This window comes from Caulobacter sp. 17J80-11 (assembly GCF_014349105.1).
In the GTDB taxonomy this organism is placed as follows: domain Bacteria; phylum Pseudomonadota; class Alphaproteobacteria; order Caulobacterales; family Caulobacteraceae; genus 17J80-11.
Genome location: NZ_JACSJI010000002.1, coordinates 281249 through 300643, shown reverse-complemented (window position 1 = coordinate 300643; position 19395 = coordinate 281249). Strand labels below are relative to the sequence as shown.

The window sequence follows — 19395 nt, the reverse complement described above, 5'->3', positions numbered from 1 at the left end:
AGGCCCCTACCGCACCCGCACCTCGGCCGGCCCGTCGAGCACACGCCCGACCACGGCCGCGGCGGCGAAGCCGCGAGCGCGCGCCAGCGCCAGCACGGCGTGCGCCTGCTCCGGCGCGACCGCGATCAGCAGGCCGCCGCTGGTCTGCGGATCGCACAGCAGGTCGCGGCGCCAGTCGTCCAGATTCTCGGCCCGAACGAAGTCGCCGTAGCTGGCCCAGTTGCGCACCGCGCCGCCGGTGCGCACGCCGGCTCGCGCCATGGCTTCGACCCCGGCGATCAGCGGCGCGGCCGCGGCGTCGAGCTCGACCGTCAGGCCCGAGCCGCGGGCCATCTCCAGGGCGTGGCCCAGCAGGCCGAAGCCGGTGACATCGGTGACCGCGTGCACGCCGGCCGTCTCGGCCAGTTCCGCGCCTACGGCGTTCAGCCGGGTGGTGGTGTCGATCAGGGCGGCGTAGCCGGCCTCGTCCAGTTCGCCCTTCTTGAAGGCGGCGCTGAGCACGCCCACGCCCAGCGGCTTGGTCAGGATCAGGACGTCGCCAATCCGCGCGCCGCGGTTGGTCAGCACCCTGTCCGGCCGCACCAGGCCCAGCGCCACCAGGCCGTAGATCGGCTCGACGCTGTCGATGGAATGGCCGCCGGCGATCGGGACGCCGGCCGCCGCGCACACCGAGGCGCCGCCGGCCAAAATGCCCTGAATGGTCTGAACCGGCAGGGTGTTCACCGGCATGCCGACGATGGCCAGCGCCAGGATCGGCTTGCCGCCCATGGCGTAGACGTCCGAGAGCGCGTTGGTCGCGGCGATACGGCCGAAGTCGTAGGGATCGTCCACCACCGGCATGAAGAAGTCGGTGGTGGCCACCAGCGCCTGGTCGTCGTTCAGCAGCCAGACCGCCGCGTCGTCCGAGGTCTCGGTGCCGACCAGCAGGTTCGGGAAGGCCGCCGCCGCCGGCATGCCGGCCAGGATGTCGCGCAGCACCGCCGGGGCCAGCTTGCAGCCGCAGCCGCCGCCGTGGGCGAGCGAGGTCAGACGGGGCGCTTCGATCATGGGCCTTCCTTCCGGGCCCGGAGGCTGCACGCCGGCCCGCAAACGGCCTATAGCTGCGCCGAATGACCGACACCATCCACCGGCTCCAGGCGATCGACACCGCAGCGCTTTCGCGCTTCGACGCGGTGATCGACGTGCGCAGTCCCGGCGAGTTCGCCGAGGATCACCTGCCGGGCGCGGAGAACCTGCCGGTGCTGGACGACGCCCAGCGGGCCGAGGTCGGGACGATCTACGTCCAGGAGTCGAAGTTCCGCGCCCGCCGCCTCGGCGCGGCCCACGTGGCGCGCAACATCGCCGCCCACCTCGACGGCGCCCTGGCCGACCGGCCGAGCGGCTTCCAGCCGTTGGTCTACTGCTGGCGCGGCGGCCAGCGTTCGCACGCCATGGCCACCATCCTTTCCCAGGTCGGCTGGCGCACCACCCTGCTGGTCGGCGGCTACCGCACCTGGCGCCGGCACGTGACCGAGCGGCTGTACGGCGAGCCGCCCGCGCCGAAGCTGATCCTGCTGGACGGCGGCACCGGCACGGCCAAGACCGAGATCCTGGGCCGGCTGGCCGAACGCGGGGTTCAGGCGCTGGACCTGGAAGGTCTGGCCGAGCACCGCGGCTCGCTGCTGGGCGCCCTGCCCGGCCGCCCGCAGCCCGGCCAGAAGCTGTTCGAGAGCCGGCTGCTCGCGGCGCTGGAGCGGCTGGATCCGAACCGTCCCGTCGTGGTCGAGGCGGAGTCCAGCAAGATCGGCGAGATCATGCTGCCGCCGGTGCTGTGGCGGGCCATGCAGACCGCGGCTCGGATCGAGGTCTGCGCGCCGACTGCCGAACGCGCCACCTATCTGGCCCAGACCTACCGCGACCTGGCCGAGGACCGGGCGGCGCTTCACGCGGCGCTGGCCCGTCTGCCCCGCCACCACAGCCGCGAGCGGCTGGAGGAATGGCGTCGTCTGGCGGACACGCGCGCCTTCTCGGCCCTGGCTGAGGCGCTGATCGAGTCGCACTACGACCCCGCCTACCGTCGTTCCAGCCGCGAGGACGTGCGGCCGCGGCTGGGCGTGATCACCCTGCCGACCCTCGACCCCGGCTCGCAGGAGCGCGCTGCTGACGTCGTCGGGCGGTTGGTGGAAGGGTACAAAGTCTAAAACCGTCATCCCGGCCGCAGCGAAGCGCAGCAGAGAGCCGGGACCCAGCAAGCTCGACCTGAATGCTGCGATCCCGCGCTGCAACAAGCCGCGTGCTTGCTGGGTCCCGGCTCTACCGCCCGCTACGCGGGCGTCCGGCCGGGAGGACGGGAGATTTGGATATGAAGCCCGCTCAGTTTCACCGCCCCAGCCAGCGGCGGGGCCACTTGTCGCCGAGCGCACGGATCTGGCCCGGACGCAGGCCCAGCGCCTGAACTGTCTTGGGCGGCAGCGGATCCACCGCCTGCACCGGCTCCCAGCCGTCGACCGGGCTGGTCGCGATGCGCCCCAGGGTCAGGGCGGCGTCGACCGCGGCCCACTCAGCCCGGGCCCGGTCCTCCTGGCCGACGGCGTAGTAGTGCCGCACGAAGCCGGTCTCGCCCGGCCGTTCGACCATCACCCCGATCATCCATCCGCTCGCCATGGGCGGCTCCTCGCCTGAGCCGGGGCCTGCGGTCAATACGTCCGATCCTGACGCGGCCCGAACGCCTATATGCTGGCGGGACTTCCCCGGATTCGCGCCCGAGCCCGTACATGAGACTTCGCGTCATCGACATCGAGACCACCGCCGGCGGCCCGGAGGCCGAGATCATCGAGGTGGGCGTGGTCGACGTGGTGGCCGACGAGCACGGCGTGCGGGCCGAGCTTCCCCGAACCCGCCTGCTGCGGCCGCTGGGCGAGATCACCGTGCACGCCATGGCCGTGCACCACCTGACGCCCGATGATTTCCCGCCCGACATGCCGGCCTGCAATACCGATCTCCTGCGCGAGCTGGTCTGGGCCGGCGGCCGGCCCGACGCCCTGGTCGCCCACAACGCCAGCTTCGAGCGCGGCTACATCACCCCGGCGGTGACCGACGACGTGCCGTGGATCTGCACGGTGAAGTCGGCCAAGCGCGCCTGGCCCGAGGCGCCCGGCTTCTCGAACCAGGTGCTGCGCTACTGGCGGGGCCTGCGGCTCGACCCGGCCCTGGCCATGCCGCCGCATCGGGCCGGGCCTGACGCCTGGGTCACCGCCCACATCCTGATCGACCTGCTGGCCGCCGCGTCCGTCGAGGACATGCTGGCCTGGACCGAGGCCCCGCGCGAACTGCACGTCGTCCCGTTCGGCAAGCACCGCGGCAAGCCCTGGACGGCGGTGCCGGCCGACTATCTGCGCTGGATGCTGACCCAGGCCGACATGAACGCCGACGTGTTGACCCGCGCCCGCCAGGAGATGGAGCAGCGCGGGCTGGTCGAGGCGCCGGCGGCCTGAGCTTGTCGAAGCGCGAGGGCGGCCCTAGACACCGCCCATGTCCTGGACCCGCCGCTACGACGAAGCCGAACCGCAACGCGTCAACCGCTGGCTGGCGCAGAGCGGCGTGTGCTCGCGGCGCGAGGCGGAGGGGCTGATCGCCCAGGGGCTGGTCTCGATCGACGGCGAGACGGTCACCGACCCGGGCCGCAAGATCGAACCGGGCCAGACCCTGACCCTGGCCGACGCCGGCGCGTCGAAGCTGGAATCCAGCCTGACGGTGATGCTGCACAAGCCGACCGGCTACGTCTCCGGCCAGCCCGAGCATGGTCAGATCCCGGCGGTGAAGCTGCTGACCCGCGCCGCCCTGTGGGGCGACAGCGCTGTCACGCCGGGCTTCGAGCACAAGCTGGCCCCGGTCGGCCGGCTGGACCTCGACTCCCGCGGCCTGCTGATCCTCTCGGAGGACGGCGTGGTGGCCAAGGCGGTGATCGGGCCGACCTCCGAGCTGGACAAGGAATACCTGGTCCGCGTCTCAGGCCCGATCACCGAGCGCAAGATCGGCCTGCTGCGTCACGGCCTGGAGCTGGACGGGCGCAAGCTGAAGCCGGCCAAGGTCACCCTGATCGGCGAGCAGCGCCTGCGCTTCGTGCTGAAGGAAGGCCGCAACCGCCAGATCCGTCGCATGTGCGAGCTGGTCGACCTGCGCGTCGTCGACCTTCACCGCGTGCGCGTCGGCCCGCTGAAGCTGGGCGACCTGCCCGAAGGCATGTGGCGGCCGCTGACCGCCGAAGAGCGCGCGGCGCTGATCGCCGGGAGCCAGGGACGCTAGGCTGGGCGCATCCTCAGCTCGTCTTCACGCCCGCCGCCGTGAGGCGCTTCAGCGCCTCGTCCAGCGCCTGGTCCGCGGCAACCGCGACGTCGGGCGCGACGCCCTTCCCCTCCCAGTCCCAGCCGGTGTCGGGGTCAAAGGTCCTGCCCACCGGAATGAAGGCGGCGAAGCGGTCGCCGATCGGCTGCAGGCTGCCGCTGTGGCCGGCCCCGCGGGTGGTCTCGCCGATCAGGGTGGCGCGGTGGGTGCGCTTGAAAGCCAGGGCCAGGTGTTCGCCGGCCGACGCGGTCTTGCCGGACGTCAGGTAGTAGACGGGGACGTGCTGCAGGCGCGCCTCGGCCTTGTCGGGCGTGACCACGTGGTCGCAGACGACCACGGTGGGCGCCGACGGCCGCTGGATGAAGTATTTCCCGTCGACGACCGGGTCCTCGGCCTCGGGGCCCGCTCGCGTCTCGAGCCGGACCAGCGCCGTCCGCTCCGGATAGAGCAGCGGCAGGATGGCGTTCATCACCTCGAACCCGCCGCCGCGGTGCGGGCGGGCGTCGATGATCACCCCCTTCGCGTCGGCATGGGCCAGCAGGAAGGCGCGCGCCGCGTCGGCCACGGCCGGGTCCTGCGGGAACATGTTGAAGCGGAGATAGGCGACCTCGCCGATCATCTTCGCCTCCTCCATGCCGGGCGGGCCGCTGGGGCGGGTGCTGACCGGGGCCGCCGCGACCGCGGCCGGCGCCGGGCGCGGCGCGGTGAAGGCGCTCATCGGGGCCAGGCGCAGGTGGCCGTCCCTGGACACGGCCTGCAGGTCGGCGGTGACCTTGTCGCCGAAGGCGGCCGGATCGCTCAGACCGTCATAGGCGCCCGCCGCCAGGTGGGACCGCAGCGTGGCGGCGTAGCGCGATCCGACCTCGGCGAACACGAAGTCGCTGTCCAGTTTGGCGGCGAGCTGTTCCACCACCTGGCGGCGTTCGGCTGCGTCCAGCGGCTGGGCCGGCGCGCTCGCGGCCGGCGGGGCGGAAACGGTCTGGGCTGGCGCCGGAACAGCGGCGCACGCGGTGATCAGGGCCGAGCCGGCGGCCAGCAACAGGCGTCGCATGAAGTGCTCCTTAGCAGTGGAGCCACTTCATGCCGCGGGCCGCGCTGGCGCAATCCGATCGCGACCAAGCCGCGACCAGCCTCGGCGATGCGATGAAAATGCGACTAACGCCGACGCGTGCCCCCGCTGGCCCGGCGCGCCGGCTCGCTGGGAGGCTTGCGCTTGGGCGGCGGCGCCTTCGCCTTGGGCTTGGCGGCGGCGGGCCGACGCGCGGTGGAGGAGGAGCGCTGCAGGCTCTGCTTCAGCATCTCCATCAGGTCGTCGACCTCGGTGTCCTCGGGCTCGGCCGCGGTGATGGTCTTGGCCTTGCCCTTCAGCTTGGACTGGATGAGGTCGCGCAGGGCGTCCTCGTAGCGGTCGCGGAACATCTCCGGCTCGAACGGCCCCTCCAGCTGCTCGATGATCTTGCTGGCGATCTCGACCATGGCGGCCGGCGGCTGGGCGTCGGGGATGTCGCGGAAGAAGTCGGCGGCGCTGCGCACCTCGTCGTGGGAACGCAGCGTGTAGGCCACCAGGCCCCGGTCGCGCGGCTCCAGCGCCACCAGCCGCTCGCGCGAATGCAGCACGACGCGGCCCAGGGCCACGCGCTCGGACTTGCTCATCGCCTCGCGGATCACGGCGTAGGCCTCGGCCGCCATCTTGCCGTCGGGCACCAGGAAGTACGGGTCGTTCCAGTAGAGGCGGTCGATGTCGGCCAGGTCCACGAACCGCTCGATGTCGATGACCTTGGTGCTCTCGATCTTCACCGCGTCGATCTCGTCGGGAGTGAACAGCACGTACTGGTTCTTCTCGAACTCGTAGCCCTTCACCAGGCTGGAGCGCTCGATCGGGCCGGTGTCCGGATCGGTGGTGATCATCCGGATGCGGTTGTTGGTCTGCGGGTTGATCAGGTGGAAGGAGATGTCGGCGGTCCGCGACGTCGCGGGATACAGCGCGACCGGACAGGTCACGAGCGAGAGGCGCAGGTGCCCCTGCCAGGTGGGACGCGCGGCGGGCATCTCCGCTTCCTTTCCGTCAAGCCGCGGCGCGAAGCCGCTCTCGACCGGGAAACGCCCGCGGCGGGGCTTTCGTTCAGCGCGCGGGCACGGCGGGAGCGGCGGGCGCACGCAAGGCCGGCGCGGCGCCCCCCATGCCCGGCAGCACCGCCATCTGATAGTCCGGCGGCACGTTGAACCAGGTGGAATCCTGGCGCGCGAAGGTGATGGCGGTGGCCTGGAACAGCGGCGTGCGCCGCCCGTCCGGCTTGAACTGCAGCACCACGCCGTCTGCGGTGGCGCAGGCGGTGCCGTTGGAGCCGACATAGCCCGAATAGCGCCAGACCGTGCAGGGCCGGCCGGCCACGTTGGCCGCGCCCAGCCGGTTCAGGCGCGCGTCGGCGAACATGGACATGTCCAGCGGCAGGGGCGCGTTGACCTCCTGCTGAGGCAGCGGGAACAGAACGGCCAGGCGCCGGCGCCCGGCCGCGGTCATGACGGTCAGCACGCCGCGCGCGCGGTCGGAGATGAAGGTCTGCACCACCGCCCCGGTGGCGACGTCGGTCCGCCGCTTCAGGCCCGACTGGCGCACCTCCATCGGCCGCTCGAAGCCGGCGACCGCCACGGTCATGTAGAAGTCGGGCGCCATGCGCGGCGCCTGGGCGCGGCCCGGCGCGGCCAGGGCGGCCAGCGCCAGGGCGGCGGCGAAAACATTCAGGAAGCGGCGCGACCTCGGGTCCATGTGCGCAGCATGGCCGGATTCGGTTAAGGGAAGAGCGTGACTGAATCGCCCTCCCCCACCCTGGTCGACGCCCGCGGCCACCGCTGCCCCGCGCCGACCCTTCGCCTGCGCCGCGCGCTGGAGAAGACCCCGCCCGGCGGCCTGGTGACCCTGCTGGCCGACGACCCGATGGCGCGGGTGGACGTGCCGCACTTCGCCCGGCAGGCCGGCTTCGAACTGGTGGAGACGCGCGAGGAAGGCCGCGCGGTCGCCTTTACGGTGCGACGGCCTGTTCCGCCGGCTGCAGGCTGACCCCGCGCGCCTCGGCCCGATAGGCGTCGAGCGCGATCTCGACCTCGGTGGCCAGCGCGCCGCCCAGGAAGATGGCGTTCACGTTCCAGGACAGCCAGATCAGGAACACCACCACCGCCCCGACCGAGCCGTAGGTCGCGCCCAGTTCGACCACCTTGTCGACGTAGAAGGCCGAGGCCACCGAGGCGCCCATGGACAGCACGGTGGCAGCCACGCCGCCGGTGATCGCCGCCGGCCACACCACCTTGCCGCTGTGGGACATGGCGAAGCGATAGAGCGCGGTCAGGCCGAACATCAGCCCCGCGCCGGCCCACAGCCACTCGCTGTCGAACGGCAGCACGTGCTGCAACGGCGCGGTCTCGGTCATCTTCTTCACCACCCGAGCGGTGACGATCGCGCCCGTCACCACCGTGAAGAGCGCGAAGGCCGCCATGGCGACGACGAAGACGAGCACGTTGAAGCGCACGAAGCCGAGCGGCTCCTCCTCGTCGTGGATGAAGGTCAGGCCGGCCAGCAGGGCCTTCACCCCCCGGTGGGCGGCGTAGACACCGATGACGGCGGCGAAGGCCGACTGGGCCGAGGCGGTCCGCACCGAGGTCTGGGTCAGCCGGGTCAGCTCGCTCTCGAAGATCGCGCGGGCCCCGGCGGGAACGATGTGCGACAGGGCGGCGGCTTGGTCGGCCGCCTGCGCCGGCGTGAAGATCTGGCTGTAGAGGCCGATCAGCAGCACCATGGCCGGGAACACGGCTAGCAGGGCGAAGAACGACACGCCGCCGACGTAGAGCATGACGTCACGGCCCCAGAGGCGGCCAAAAGCGCGGCCCACCACGCCTAACCAGCGCCTACCGGCCTGCGCCCTTTCGCGGCTGACGATCGCCACCAAGCCTCTCCGTTCCCTGACCGAAATCTACAAGCTTTTCGGCGACGGCGAAGCCATACACGCCCAAGAAGCGTCCCAATATTGGTCAAATCGCCCCTTGATCGGCGAGCCGATCGAGGTCAGCCGCATCGAATCCCCAGCCCAGCAAAGCTTCACGCGTGTGCTGGCCGATTTCGGGCGGCGGCCCCTGGATGGCGCCGGGGGTGGCCGAGAAGCGCGGCGCCGGCGCGGGCTGCACGATCCCCTCGCGCTCGACGTAGGTTTCTCGGGCCAGGTTGTGCGGATGCGCCGGGGCCTCGGCCATGGATAGCACCGGCGCGACGCAGGCGTCCGTGTCCTCCAGCAGCGCGCGCCATTCGTCGCGCGTGCGGGTCCTGAACAGGGCGGCCAAGCGTTCGCGGTGCTCGGGCCAGGCGGACGGGTCATTCTGCCGGGCCGGGTCCACGCCGGTGGCGCCGGTCTTCTCAAGGAGGACGGCGAAGAATTGCGGCTCGATCGGCGCCACCGACAGCCACTCGCCGTCGGCGCACTGGTAGGTGTCGTAGAAGGGCGCGCCGCCGTCCAGCAGGTTGGCGCGCCGCTCGTCGCGCCACATCCCCGCGGCCTTCAGCCCCCACATCACCGACATCAGCGACGCCGCCCCGTCGGTCATGGCGCAGTCGATCACCTGCCCTCGCCCGGTCTCGCGCGCCGAGATCACGCCGGCCAGCAGGCCGAAGGCCAGGTACAGCGCGCCGCCGCCGTAGTCGGCCGCCAGATTCAGGGGTGGGACAGGCTTGTCCTCGGTGCCGATGGCGTGCAGCGCCCCGGTCAGGGCCAGGTAGTTCATGTCGTGGCCGGCCCGCGGGGCCAGCGGCCCGCTCTGCCCCCAGCCGGTCATTCGACCGTAGACCAGCTTCGGATTGCGCCCCAGAACCGGCTCGGGTCCCAGGCCCAGCCGCTCCATCACGCCGGGCCGATAGCCCTCGATCAGGGCGTCGGCGCGTTCGCACAGCTGCAGGCAGGCCTCGATCGAGGCCGGTTGCTTCAGGTCGAAGGCGACCGAGCGGCGTCCCCGAGCGGTCACGTCGAACCGGCCGAGCAGACTGGCCCCGCCCTTGCGGTCGATGCGCACCACGTCGGCGCCCAGGTCGGACAGCAGCATGCCGCAGAACGGCGCAGGCCCGAGGCCCGCAAATTCCAGCACCCGGACGCCCGTAAGCGGTCCCGATCGCGCGCGCGGCTCCATTCGACGGCTCCCTTAACCCATTGGCGCGCTTGCGGGGCGGGCGCGCGCCTGTAGTGTGCGCCTTAGCAGATTCACCCTCGCTCGGGGCTGGGCGAGGTGCGTGGGGGACGGGGTGAACGCGCGCGTACTGATCGTGGCGGCCGACGACGGCCTGGCCGGCCCCCTCGCCGAGGGGCTCGACCGGCTGGGCTGGAGCACCGTGACCGCTTCCGGGCCGTTCGCGGCCGTGGCGGCGCTGCAGGATCTCGAAATCGAAGCGGCGGTGGTCGACGTGGCCGGCCACGAGCCGGAGCTCTACGACTTCGGCCGGCGGCTGAAGGAAGCCTGCGCGCCGCGCCGCATTCCGGTGATGGCGATCGGCGTGCCGGCCGCGCCGCTGGACCCGACGGCCTACGACCTGCAACTGGCCCCGCCCCTGCACCCGGTGCAGATCGCGCTGCGCCTCGAGCAACTGGTCCGCACGGCGGTGGCCGAGGAAGAGTTCGAGCTGCGCCAGGAGACCTTCACCGAGCGCGACGCGCCGCTGGCCGCCCCGCAGGAGCAGGCCCGCCCGGTGCAGGTCCTCACCGTCGGCGACCCGGCCCCGAAGTTCCTGGCCCTGGCCAACGCCCTGCAGCAGTGCGGCGCGGAGGTCGTGGGCGCCTTCACCCCCTACACCGCCTTCGACTACATGCACGACCGGCCGTTCGACGCCGTGGTGCTGTGGGGCGGCGAGGACCACGGCGAGGCGCTGGCCATCGCGTCGGGCATGCGGCGCAACACGCGCCTCTACCACGTGCCGAACCTGCTCTACGTCCGCTCGCCCGACCAGCTGGATCTGGCCGAGGTGTTCAACCGCGGGGTGACCGACATCGCCGGGCCGAACGTGCCGGAGATGCAGACCGCCCAGCGCATCGTCGCCCTGGCCAAGGCCTATCGCCGCCAGATCGGCGTGCGCGAGGCGCTGGACAAGGCGCGCGGCTCGGGCCTGATGGATTCCGCCACCGGCCTGTTCTCGCGCGACCTGTTCGCCGCCCACCTGGCCCGGCTGACCACCGCCGCCCGCGGCCGCAACCGCCCGCTGTCGGTCTGCCTGCTCAAGGTCGCGGACCGGCCCGAGGTCGCCCGCGCCCGCGAGGACGGCTGGCTGGACAAGGCCATGCCGCAGATCGGCTCGATGATCTCGCGCCTGGTGCGCTCAGAGGACACCGCGGCGCGACTGGCCCCGGAAGTGTTCGCCCTGGCCCTGCCCGCCACCGCCCAGGGCGCGGCGCGCCTGGTCGGCGAGCGGATCGCCGCGGTGATCGGCTGCACCGCTTTCGAAGCCGGCCCGGGCCTCCCGCCCTTCGTCGCCGAGTTCGAAGTGGGCACCGCCCAGCTGCTGCCGGGCGAGACCCCGGCCCAGGCGCTGGAACGCGCCGCCGCAGAGACGTTGCAGCGGCGCGCCGGCTGATCCATCTAGCGGGGATGAAAACCCCGCTGACCGTCGACTTCGTCGCCGACCTTGTCTGCCCTTGGTGCTATGTGGGCTGGCGTCACCTGCAGCTCGCCCTGGAGCAGCGCCCGGACGTCGCGCCGGCGATCACCTGGCGGCCGTTCCAGCTGGACCCGAGCACGCCGGCGGAGGGCCGCGACCGCGCCGCTCACCTGGCCGCCAAGTTCCCGGACAAGGCCCGCCTGGACGAGGTGCACGACCGGCTGGCCGGCATGGCCAGCGCCGCCGGCCTCGACATGAAGCTGCGCGAGGTCGCCAAGATCCCCAACACCATGGACGCGCATCGTCTGCTGATGTGGGCGCGCGCCCGCGGCGACGCGGCGCTGATGACCACCCTGCTGTTCCGCGCCTACTGGACCGACCTGCGCGACATCGGCGACGTCGAGGTGCTGGCCGACGTGGCGGCCCAGGCGGGCCTGAACCGCGAGGGCATGCTGGAGTGGCTGAAGTCTGGCGAGGGCGCCGACCTGGTCACCCGCGAATACGAGATCGCCGCGCGCATGGGCGTCACCGGCGTGCCGTTCTTCATCTTCGGCGGCCGCGTGGCCGTGTCGGGGGCCGAGCGGCCGGAAGGCTTGGCGCTGGCCATCGACAAGGCGCTGGAGCTGGCGGCGGCCTGAGGCGTTCAGGCCGCTCGCCCGGCCCGGAGTGGATCACGTCGGCCCGACGCCCGGTTGTAGCGGCGTCAGAAGCCGGCCGGAGCGGTCCGCATGAAACTCGCCACCCTTTGTCTCGCAGTCGCGCTCGTCGGCGGAACCGCCGACGCGAGCCTCGCCCAGTCGCACGGCAAGGACGTCGTCCTGAGGCCGCAGGACGTCAAATGGGGACCGGCGCCCCCGTCCCTGCCGCCGGGCGCCGAGGCGGCGGTGCTCTACGGCGACCCGAGCAAGGCCGGCCCGTTCGTAATCCGGCTGAAGCTGCCAAAGGGCTATCAAATCCCCGCCCACTCGCACCCGTCGATGGAAGCCATCACCGTGCTCTCGGGCCAGTTCCACCTGGGCATGGGCGCCAAGGCCGATCGCGCGCAGGCGCAGGAGCTGCCGCCGGGCAGCTTCTTCACCCTGCAGCCAAGCATGCACCACTACGCCTGGGCCGCCGAGGAATCGGTCGTGCAGATCAACAGCACCGGGCCGTTCGACATCACCTATGTGAACCCCGCCGACGATCCGCGGAAGAAGGGCAAGTAGGACGCGCTTGGATCTCGCCCCTCTGGAGGGAGGAGCGGCCGTCAGGCGGCGATGGGGGGCTCGCCTTGGCGCGACGGCTACCGCCGCGCCAAGCTGAAGCCCGCTCCACCGCCTTCGGCGGCCCCCTCCCCCAGAGGGAGAGGACTCTTAGCCTCACGCCGCCTTCGCCGCCTTGGCCAGTTCGCCGACGATCTTCTCGGCGACGCTGAGGCGCATTTCCGGGGTCGGCCACTCACCCTTCACGACGATCTTCTGGTCGGGGCGGATCTTCCAGTTGGCGGCGTTCTTCTGGACCAGGTGAACCAGCCCCATCGGGTTCGAGAACGTGTCGTTGCGGAAGGTGACCACCGCGCCCTTCGGCCCCACGTCGATCTTCGAGACGTTGGCCTGGCGGCACAGCCCCTTCACGCCGACCACCTTCAGCAGCTGAGCGGCCTCTTCCGGCAGCGGGCCGAAGCGGTCGATCAGCTCGGCCGCGAGCGCCTCGCGGTCGCCCAGGTTCTCGGCTTCGGACAGGCGGCGATAGAGGGCCAGGCGCACGTTCAGGTCGGGCACGTACTCCTCGGGAATGAGGACGGCCGCGCCGGCGTTGATCTGGGGCGACCAGCCGCGCGCATCGGACAGGTCCTCGCCGCCGGCCTCGCGCAGCTCGGCGACCGCGTCCTCCAGCATCTGCTGGTAGAGCTCGACGCCGATTTCCTTGATGTGGCCGGACTGCTCTTCGCCCAGCAGGTTGCCGCCGCCGCGAATGTCCAGGTCGTGGCTGGCCAGCTGGAAGCCGGCGCCCAGGCTGTCCAGCGACTGCAGCACCTTCAGCCGCCGCTCCGCGCCTGGCGTCATCGGCTTGTCGACGGGCGTGGTCAGGTAGGCGAAGGCGCGCTGCTTGGACCGGCCGACCCGGCCGCGGATCTGATACAGTTGCGACAGGCCGAACATGTCGGCCCGGTGCACGATCAGGGTGTTGGCGGTCGGGATGTCGAGGCCGGACTCCACGATGGTGGTCGACAGCAGCACGTCGTACTTGCCGTCGTAGAAGGCGCTCATGACGTCTTCCAGCTGGGTCGGCGTCATCTGGCCATGGCCGACCACCGCCTTCACCTCGGGCACCTGCTCGCGGATGAACTTCTCCAGGTCCGGCAGGTCCGACAGGCGCGGCGCGACGTAGTAGGCCTGGCCGCCGCGGTACTTTTCACGCAGCAGCGCCTCGCGCACGACCACCGGATCGTACGGCGTGACGTAGGTGCGCACCGCCAGGCGGTCGACCGGCGGCGTGGCGATGATCGACATCTCGCGGATGCCGCTGAGCGCCATCTGCAGGGTGCGCGGGATGGGCGTGGCCGACAGGGTCAGCATGTGCACGCCGGCGCGAAGCTCCTTGAGCTTCTCCTTGTGCTTGACCCCGAAGTGCTGCTCCTCGTCGACGATCACGAGGCCCAAGTCCTTGAACTTGACCTGCTCGGCCAGCACGGCGTGGGTGCCGACCACCAGCTCGATCTCGCCGGCGGCCAGCTGCTTGCGGGTCTCGTTGGCGTCCTTGGTGGTGACCATGCGCGAGAGCTGGCGCACCTTCACCGGCCAGCCCTGGAAGCGATCCGAGAAGGTCTTGAAGTGCTGGCGGGCCAGCAGCGTGGTCGGGCAGACCACCGCCACCTGGCGGCCGCTCATGGCCATGACGAAGGCGGCGCGGAGCGCCACCTCGGTCTTGCCGAAGCCGACGTCGCCGCAGATCAGCCGGTCCATCGGGCGGCCGGCGGAGAGGTCCTCCAGCACGTCGGAGATGGCGTTGAGCTGGTCCTCGGTCTCCTCGTAGGGGAAGCGGGCGCAGAACTCGTCGAACACGCCCTGCGGCGTGGGCACTTCCTCGGTGGTCTTCAGGCTCCGGGCGGCGGCGATCTTGATCAGGCCGCCGGCCATCTCGCGCAGCCGCTCCTTGGCGCGGGCCTTGCGGGCCTGCCAGGCGGCCCCGCCCAGCCGGTCGAGGATCACGCCCTCGGAGTCCGAGCCGTAGCGGGTCAGCAGGTCGATGTTCTCGACCGGCAGATAGAGCTTGGACTCGCCGCCGTACTGCAGCTCCAGGCAGTCGTGCGGGGCCTCGTTGACCTCAAGCGTCTTCAGGCCCTCGTAGCGGCCGATGCCGTGGTCGATGTGAACGACCAGGTCGCCCGGCGACAGCGAGGAGGCTTCGGCCAGGAAGTTCTGGGCGCGCCGGCGCTTGCGCGGACGGGCCAGGCGGTCGCCGAGGATGTCGGTCTCGGACAGGACCGCCAGGCTGTCGGTGATGAAGCCGGTGTCGATCGGCAGCACCACTCGCAGCGGCTTCTTCGGATCGGAGGCGCGCGCGTCGATCCAGTTGGGAACCGCGCGGACGTCCTTCAGCCCGTGGTCGCCCAGCATGGCGCCCAGGCGGTCGGACGAGCCGTCCGACCAGGAGGCGAACAGCACGCGCTTGCCTTCGCCCGCCAGCTTGCGGGCGTGGTCGGCGACGGCCTCGAACAGGTTGACGCTGTCCTGCTGGCGTTCGGCCGCGAAGGTCCGGCCCAGGCGCGCGCCCAGGTCGACGACGCCTTCGGCGCCTTCGCGCTGGAACGGGCTGAAGCGCCGCGACGGCCGCTCGGCCACGCGCGCGTCCCACTCCTCGGCGGTCAGGTAGAGGGCCTCAGGCTTCAGGGCGCGGTAGTTGCCGCCGCCCTTTGTCTTGGAGGTGGCCAGCCGCGCCTCATAGGCGTCGACGACCATGGCCAGGCGCTCGTCGCGCGCCTCGGCGGCGAGGTGGTCAAGGGCCACCAGCGACTTGGCCGGCAGGTAGTCGAACACGGTCTCCAGGCGCTCGTAGAGCAGCGGCAGGAAGTGCTCCAGCCCCTGGCGGCGGGCGCCTTCGCTGACCGCGGCGTAGAGCGGATCGTCGCCCGGCGCGCCGAAGGTCTCCAGATAGTTCTGGCGGAAGCGCGAGATGGCGGCCGGGTCCAGCAGGGCCTCGCTGACCGGCAGCAGGTCGATCTCGGTCAGCTGGCGCGTGGAGCGCTGGCTTTCGGGATCGAAGGCGCGGATGGATTCCAGCGTGTCGCCGAACAGGTCCAGGCGGGCCGGCTCCTCGGCGCCCGGCGGATAGACGTCGATGACGCCGCCGCGGATGGCGTACTCGCCGCGCTCCGAGACGGTGGAGGCGCGCTGGTAGCCGTTGACCGCGAAGTACTTCTCCAGGTCGGCGACGTCGACGTCGCGCCCCGGCTTGGTCTGGTAGGAGGCGGCCTTGATCGCCTCGCGCGGCGGCACCCGCTGCATCAGGGCCGGCGCGGTGGTCAGCACCAGCAGCGCCTTCTTGTCGGCCGGGTCGCGGCGCGACAGCTCGACCAGAGCGGCCATGCGCTGGGCCGCCAGCCCGGGCGAAGGGCTGACCCGATCGTAGGGCAGGCAGTCCCAGGCCGGAAAGCGCAGCACCCTCAGGTCCGGCGCGAAGAAGCGCAGGGCGTCCTCGAAGGCGTTGGCCCGCGCGTAGTCGCGCGCCACGAAGGCGGTGACGCCGCCGCGGGTGCGCACGACGTCGGCCATGACCAGCGCGTCGAAGCCCTCCGGCGCGCCGGCCAGTTCCAGGCCGCCGTCGGCCTGAGCGATGCGTTTCAGATCAGCCATAGGTCCTCAGCCGCCCCAGCGCTCGGGAGAGACGGCGCCGCGGGCTTCAAAGCGGAACGCGCGGATCCGTTCGAACAGCGGGCTCTGGTGCTCGGCCGGCACGGGCTTCTGGCCCACGATCCAGGCGTAGAGGTCGGTGTCGGGGATTTCCATCAGCGCTTCGAACTCGTCCAGCTCGGCCTCCGACATCCCTCCCAGGTGCTGCTCGGCGAACGGCCCGAGGATCAGGTCCGCCTCGCGCATGCCGCGATGCCAGGCGCGGAAGGTGAGCTTCTTCAGGCGGACGGCGTGTTCGGGCCCGGACATGGACGAAAACCTTGCGAGATCGAGCGCGGGAGATAGCGTTCTGCGGCGACGTTCGCCAGCTATGCTTATGGAATGCGGCCGGAGATTCTCTTTCCCCTGTTCGCGCCGATCGGGACCCTGAAGGGCGTCGGCGCCAAGGTGGCCCCGCTGGTCGAGCGGCTGGCCGGCCCGATCGTGCGCGACCTGCTGTTCGTGCCGCCGCACAACCTGATCGTCCGCGAGCGCACCACCGTCGCCCAGGCGCGCGACGGCGAGGTGCAGACCTTCGAGGTGACGATCGACCAGCACCAGAAGCCGCGCAAGATCGGCGTGCCCTACAAGGTGCGCGCCTTCGACGGGACCGGCTTCCTGCACCTGACGTGGTTCCGCACCTATGGCGACACCGTCGAGCGCGCGCTGCCGATCGGCACGCAGCGCGTCGTCAGCGGCAAGGTCGAGCGGTTCGGGGCCGAGGTGCAGCTGGCCCACCCCGACTACATGCTGCCGCCTGAGCGCGCCGACGAGATCCCGCCGGTCGAGCCGGTATATCCCGCGACCGCAGGCCTGAGCTCGCGCCAGTTCCGCCGCCTGGTGCAGATGGCGCTGGAGAAGGCCCCCGAGCTGCCGGAATGGCAGGACGGCGCCTGGCTGGACCGCAACGACTGGCCGTCCTGGCGCGAGGCGCTGGCGACCCTGCATGGGCCGGAGAGCGAGCGCGACCTGTCGCTCGACGCGCCGGCGCGCAAGCGGCTGGCCTATGACGAGTTGCTGGCCCACCAGCTGGCCATGATCCGCCGCAAGCTGGAGCGCGGCCACGTGGCCGCCCCGGTGCTGCGCGCCGGCGAGCGCTCCGCCGCGGTCGAGGCCGCCCTGCCCTTCCGCCTGACCGGCGCGCAACAGCGGGCCATGACCGACATCCGCGCCGACATCGGCTCGGGCCACAGGATGAGCCGGCTGCTGCAGGGCGACGTGGGCTCGGGCAAGACCGTCGTCGCCGTCCTGGCCATGGCCGACGCGGCCTCGTCGGGCTTCCAGGCCGCGTTGATGGCCCCGACCGAAATCCTGGCCCGCCAGCACTTCGAGCGGATCGAGCCGCTGCTGGCGTCGGCCGGCCTGACCGGCCTGCTGCTGACCGGCCGCGACAAGGGCGCGGGCCGCAAGGCCAAGCTGGCGGCGCTGGCCGAGGGCTCGGCCCAGGTGGCGGTCGGCACCCACGCCCTGTTCCAGGACGAGGTTACGTTCAAGGCGCTGGCCCTGGCGGTCGTCGACGAACAGCACCGGTTCGGGGTGAACGAGCGCCGCCGCCTGCAGGAAAAGGGCGCGGGCGTGCACCTGCTGTCCATGTCGGCCACGCCGATCCCGCGCACGCTGGAGCTGACCCAGTACGGCGACCTGGACGTCTCGCGCCTCGACGAGAAGCCGCCCGGCCGCAAGCCGATCACCACCGCCGCCGTCCCCACCGCCCGCATCGACGAGATCGCCGCCCGGCTGGACACGGCGGTGAAGGCGGGCGCGCAGGCTTATTGGATCTGTCCGCTCGTGGCCGAGTCCGAGGTCGCCGACCTGGCCGCTGCGGAAGCCCGCGCCGCGACCCTTCGTGCACGCCTGGCCGCGCCGGTCGGGCTGGTGCACGGCCAGATGCCGGGGCCGGAGAAGGACGCGGTGATGACCGCCTTCGCGGCCGGCGAGCTGTCGATCCTGGTCGCCACCACCGTGGTCGAGGTCGGCGTCGACGTGCCCAACGCCACCATCATGGTCATCGAGCACGCCGAGCGCTTCGGCCTGGCCCAGCTGCACCAGCTGCGCGGGCGGGTCGGCCGCGGCTCGGGCGAGAGCTCGTGCATCCTGCTCTACGACGCGCCCCTGTCGGAGACCGCCAAGGCGCGGCTGGACGTGCTGCGCCAGAGCGAGGACGGCTTCCAGATCGCCGAAGAGGACTGGCGCCTGCGCGGCGGCGGCGACCTGCTGGGCCTCAAGCAGAGCGGCTTCCCCGACTACCGGATGGCCGATCCCATCGCCCATCGCGACCTGCTGCTGGCCGCGGCCGACGACGCGCGGCTGGTGCTGGGCCGCGATCCGGAGCTGAAGAGCGAACGGGGGCGACGCCTGCGGGTGCTGAGCGAGCTGTTCGACTGGCGCGCGGACCGGTCCAACGCGCCGGCATGAGTGCAGTGGAGGCCCCTCGCCTATTGCGCTAAGAGGTCCGACGGATTTTCAGGTGCTCGGCAGCGGCGTCCTGAGCGCCAGTACTTCCAGTCTTCGAGGGTACGACGGCCATGCGCGTGGCGAACGTGATGCTCAGCCGGGGCCAGGGCGGCCTGGAGGCCATGGCCCGGCGCTATCACGACGCCCTGTCGGAGACCGGCGACCTGGTTCTCTCCATCGGCCGGCGCAACAGCTGGTTCTCGAAGCAGTTTCCCGACGGCGGCTTCCAGGCGGCGGGCGGGCGCTTCGGCGGCGACTTCGGCGTGGCCGCGGGGCTCGGCCACGTGCTGCGCCGGTTCGCGCCTGACGTGGTGCTGGTCCATGGCGTGCGCGCCTTCCGGCTGGCGCGCTCGCCGCTGGTCTGGCCGCGTCCGAAGATCGCCTTCGTCGCCCACAACTTCCGCTTCAAGGACGAGATGGCCGAGGCCGATCTGCTGATCGCCGCCAGCGAGCCGGTCGCCTCGGGGATCTGCGAGCAGTTTCCCGACACGCCGCTGAGCCTGGTCGAGAACTTCGGCCGGCTGTGGTTCGCCCCGGTCCGCGCCGAACCGAAGACCCCGGTGCGCATCGGCGCGCTGGGGCGGCTTCACCCCTCCAAGGGCTTCGACGTGCTGATCGAGGCCGCCGCCCTGCTGAAGCAACGGGGCGTCGACTTCATCCTCGACATCGCCGGCGAAGGCGATCTGCGCCGGGAGCTGGAAGCCCGCACCGCGGCGCTAGACCTGGAAGGCGTCGTGCGCTTCCCGGGCTGGACTGACAATCCCAGCGCCTTCCTGGGCGGCCTGGACCTGTTCGTGCTGAGCTCGCGGATGGAGTCGTTCGGCCTGGTGCTGATCGAGGCGATGGCGGCCGGCGTGCCGGTGGTCTCGACCGACATCGAAGGCCCCGGCCAGATCCTCGGCGGCAAGGACATGGCCCGGCTCGTGCCCTCGGAGGATCCCGGGCGGCTGGCCGAGGCGATCCAGGCGGCTCTGGACGACTGGCCGGAAAGCCGCCGGCGGGCGGAACTGGCCCAGGCGGAAGCCCGCGAGCGGTTCGGGTTCGAGATCGGCGCGCTTCGCCTGTCGCGCGCGCTGCAGGTGTTCGCGCCAGAGAAGGCGGCCTGAGAAAGCAGCCTGAAAGAGA

Annotated in this window: 18 protein-coding genes; 9 read left to right on the top strand and 9 right to left on the bottom strand. The window is 71.7% G+C overall.

The annotated features are described in order from the left end of the window. Positions 1–6: 6 nt before the first annotated feature. On the bottom strand, positions 7–1047 hold the full coding sequence (gene selD / locus H8B08_RS03930) for a selenide, water dikinase SelD (protein ID WP_187448893.1): 1041 nt from the start codon (positions 1045–1047) through the stop codon (positions 7–9). 62 nt (positions 1048–1109) lie between these two features. On the opposite strand from selD, the gene mnmH reads away from it, so the two are divergent. Then, on the top strand, positions 1110–2180 hold the full coding sequence (gene mnmH / locus H8B08_RS03925; protein WP_187448892.1) for a tRNA 2-selenouridine(34) synthase MnmH: 1071 nt from the start codon (positions 1110–1112) through the stop codon (positions 2178–2180). Between the two features lie 178 nt (positions 2181–2358). On the opposite strand, the gene H8B08_RS03920 is transcribed toward mnmH, so the two are convergent. Beyond that, a complete protein-coding gene (locus tag H8B08_RS03920) occupies positions 2359–2643 on the bottom strand; it encodes a hypothetical protein (RefSeq protein WP_163259498.1) in 285 nt (94 codons plus the stop codon). 110 nt (positions 2644–2753) lie between these two features. Between H8B08_RS03920 and H8B08_RS03915 the strand changes: the two genes are divergently transcribed. Together H8B08_RS03915 and H8B08_RS03910 are read left to right on the top strand one after the other, a co-directional pair. Then, positions 2754–3473: an exonuclease domain-containing protein gene (locus tag H8B08_RS03915; protein WP_187448891.1), complete on the top strand. Its 720-nt coding sequence runs from the start codon at positions 2754–2756 to the stop codon at positions 3471–3473. 37 nt (positions 3474–3510) lie between these two features. Continuing rightward, a complete protein-coding gene (locus tag H8B08_RS03910; RefSeq protein WP_187448890.1) occupies positions 3511–4284 on the top strand; it encodes a pseudouridine synthase in 774 nt (257 codons plus the stop codon). A gap of 13 nt (positions 4285–4297) precedes the next feature. Here H8B08_RS03910 and H8B08_RS03905 read toward each other — a convergent pair whose 3' ends face one another. The 3 genes from H8B08_RS03905 to H8B08_RS03895 all read right to left on the bottom strand — a co-directional run bounded on the left by H8B08_RS03905 (position 4298) and on the right by H8B08_RS03895 (position 7090). Next, positions 4298–5374: a S41 family peptidase gene (locus tag H8B08_RS03905; RefSeq protein WP_187448889.1), complete on the bottom strand. Its 1077-nt coding sequence runs from the start codon at positions 5372–5374 to the stop codon at positions 4298–4300. A 104-nt stretch (positions 5375–5478) separates the two neighbouring features. Continuing rightward, the gene (locus H8B08_RS03900; protein WP_187448888.1) at positions 5479–6372 is read right to left on the bottom strand and encodes a Ku protein; all 894 of its coding nucleotides are present in this window, start codon (positions 6370–6372) and stop codon (positions 5479–5481) included. A gap of 73 nt (positions 6373–6445) precedes the next feature. Next, positions 6446–7090 carry a hypothetical protein gene (locus tag H8B08_RS03895; protein WP_187448887.1) on the bottom strand — a complete coding sequence of 215 codons (645 nt, stop codon included), beginning with the start codon at positions 7088–7090 and terminating at the stop codon, positions 6446–6448. Positions 7091–7126: 36 nt separating this feature from the next. Here H8B08_RS03895 and H8B08_RS03890 point away from each other — a divergent pair, with 36 nt between their 5' ends. Beyond that, the gene (locus H8B08_RS03890; RefSeq protein WP_187448886.1) at positions 7127–7381 is read left to right on the top strand and encodes a sulfurtransferase TusA family protein; all 255 of its coding nucleotides are present in this window, start codon (positions 7127–7129) and stop codon (positions 7379–7381) included. On the opposite strand, the gene H8B08_RS03885 is transcribed toward H8B08_RS03890, so the two are convergent. Both H8B08_RS03885 and H8B08_RS03880 read right to left on the bottom strand, forming a co-directional pair. Next, positions 7344–8207 carry a YihY/virulence factor BrkB family protein gene (locus H8B08_RS03885; protein WP_370545388.1) on the bottom strand — a complete coding sequence of 288 codons (864 nt, stop codon included), beginning with the start codon at positions 8205–8207 and terminating at the stop codon, positions 7344–7346. The two genes, H8B08_RS03890 and H8B08_RS03885, sit on opposite strands and share 38 nt — an antisense overlap. 139 nt (positions 8208–8346) lie before the next feature. Continuing rightward, on the bottom strand, positions 8347–9489 hold the full coding sequence (locus tag H8B08_RS03880) for a CaiB/BaiF CoA-transferase family protein (protein ID WP_187448885.1): 1143 nt from the start codon (positions 9487–9489) through the stop codon (positions 8347–8349). Between the two features lie 112 nt (positions 9490–9601). On the opposite strand from H8B08_RS03880, the gene H8B08_RS03875 reads away from it, so the two are divergent. The 3 genes from H8B08_RS03875 (at position 9602) to H8B08_RS03865 (ending at position 12150) form a co-directional block, all read left to right on the top strand. Beyond that, a complete protein-coding gene (locus H8B08_RS03875) occupies positions 9602–10921 on the top strand; it encodes a diguanylate cyclase domain-containing protein (RefSeq protein WP_370545387.1) in 1320 nt (439 codons plus the stop codon). A gap of 14 nt (positions 10922–10935) precedes the next feature. Further along, on the top strand, positions 10936–11583 hold the full coding sequence (locus tag H8B08_RS03870) for a DsbA family protein (RefSeq protein WP_187448883.1): 648 nt from the start codon (positions 10936–10938) through the stop codon (positions 11581–11583). Positions 11584–11673: 90 nt separating this feature from the next. Further along, the gene (locus tag H8B08_RS03865; RefSeq protein WP_187448882.1) at positions 11674–12150 is read left to right on the top strand and encodes a cupin domain-containing protein; all 477 of its coding nucleotides are present in this window, start codon (positions 11674–11676) and stop codon (positions 12148–12150) included. 153 nt (positions 12151–12303) lie between these two features. On the opposite strand, the gene mfd is transcribed toward H8B08_RS03865, so the two are convergent. Both mfd and H8B08_RS03855 read right to left on the bottom strand, forming a co-directional pair. After that, positions 12304–15780 (bottom strand): transcription-repair coupling factor, encoded by a 3477-nt coding sequence (gene mfd, locus H8B08_RS03860; protein WP_187448881.1) that lies wholly within the window; start codon positions 15778–15780, stop codon positions 12304–12306. 6 nt (positions 15781–15786) lie between these two features. Then, complete coding sequence (locus H8B08_RS03855) at positions 15787–16086, bottom strand: succinate dehydrogenase assembly factor 2 (protein WP_187448880.1); 300 nt, start codon at positions 16084–16086, stop codon at positions 15787–15789. A gap of 72 nt (positions 16087–16158) precedes the next feature. On the opposite strand from H8B08_RS03855, the gene recG reads away from it, so the two are divergent. Both recG and H8B08_RS03845 read left to right on the top strand, forming a co-directional pair. Further along, positions 16159–18231: an ATP-dependent DNA helicase RecG gene (gene recG, locus H8B08_RS03850; RefSeq protein WP_187448879.1), complete on the top strand. Its 2073-nt coding sequence runs from the start codon at positions 16159–16161 to the stop codon at positions 18229–18231. Positions 18232–18341: 110 nt separating this feature from the next. Then, positions 18342–19376: a glycosyltransferase gene (locus H8B08_RS03845; RefSeq protein WP_187448878.1), complete on the top strand. Its 1035-nt coding sequence runs from the start codon at positions 18342–18344 to the stop codon at positions 19374–19376. Positions 19377–19395: the final 19 nt, after the last annotated feature.

Bases quoted from the DNA above. Each gene is read 5' to 3' on its own strand.
- H8B08_RS03895 (WP_187448887.1), bottom strand. From the start codon at position 7,090: ATGGACCCGAGGTCGCGCCGCTTCCTGAATGTTTTCGCCGCCGCCCTG.
- recG (WP_187448879.1), top strand. From the start codon at position 16,159: ATGCGGCCGGAGATTCTCTTTCCCCTGTTCGCGCCGATCGGGACCCTG.
- H8B08_RS03920 (WP_163259498.1), bottom strand. From the start codon at position 2,643: ATGGCGAGCGGATGGATGATCGGGGTGATGGTCGAACGGCCGGGCGAG.
- mfd (WP_187448881.1), bottom strand. From the start codon at position 15,780: ATGGCTGATCTGAAACGCATCGCTCAGGCCGACGGCGGCCTGGAACTG.
- H8B08_RS03865 (WP_187448882.1), top strand. From the start codon at position 11,674: ATGAAACTCGCCACCCTTTGTCTCGCAGTCGCGCTCGTCGGCGGAACC.
- H8B08_RS03915 (WP_187448891.1), top strand. From the start codon at position 2,754: ATGAGACTTCGCGTCATCGACATCGAGACCACCGCCGGCGGCCCGGAG.
- H8B08_RS03845 (WP_187448878.1), top strand. From the start codon at position 18,342: ATGCGCGTGGCGAACGTGATGCTCAGCCGGGGCCAGGGCGGCCTGGAG.
- selD (WP_187448893.1), bottom strand. From the start codon at position 1,047: ATGATCGAAGCGCCCCGTCTGACCTCGCTCGCCCACGGCGGCGGCTGC.
- H8B08_RS03900 (WP_187448888.1), bottom strand. From the start codon at position 6,372: ATGCCCGCCGCGCGTCCCACCTGGCAGGGGCACCTGCGCCTCTCGCTC.
- H8B08_RS03905 (WP_187448889.1), bottom strand. From the start codon at position 5,374: ATGCGACGCCTGTTGCTGGCCGCCGGCTCGGCCCTGATCACCGCGTGC.
- H8B08_RS03910 (WP_187448890.1), top strand. From the start codon at position 3,511: ATGTCCTGGACCCGCCGCTACGACGAAGCCGAACCGCAACGCGTCAAC.
- H8B08_RS03880 (WP_187448885.1), bottom strand. From the start codon at position 9,489: ATGGAGCCGCGCGCGCGATCGGGACCGCTTACGGGCGTCCGGGTGCTG.
- H8B08_RS03870 (WP_187448883.1), top strand. From the start codon at position 10,936: ATGAAAACCCCGCTGACCGTCGACTTCGTCGCCGACCTTGTCTGCCCT.
- mnmH (WP_187448892.1), top strand. From the start codon at position 1,110: ATGACCGACACCATCCACCGGCTCCAGGCGATCGACACCGCAGCGCTT.
- H8B08_RS03855 (WP_187448880.1), bottom strand. From the start codon at position 16,086: ATGTCCGGGCCCGAACACGCCGTCCGCCTGAAGAAGCTCACCTTCCGC.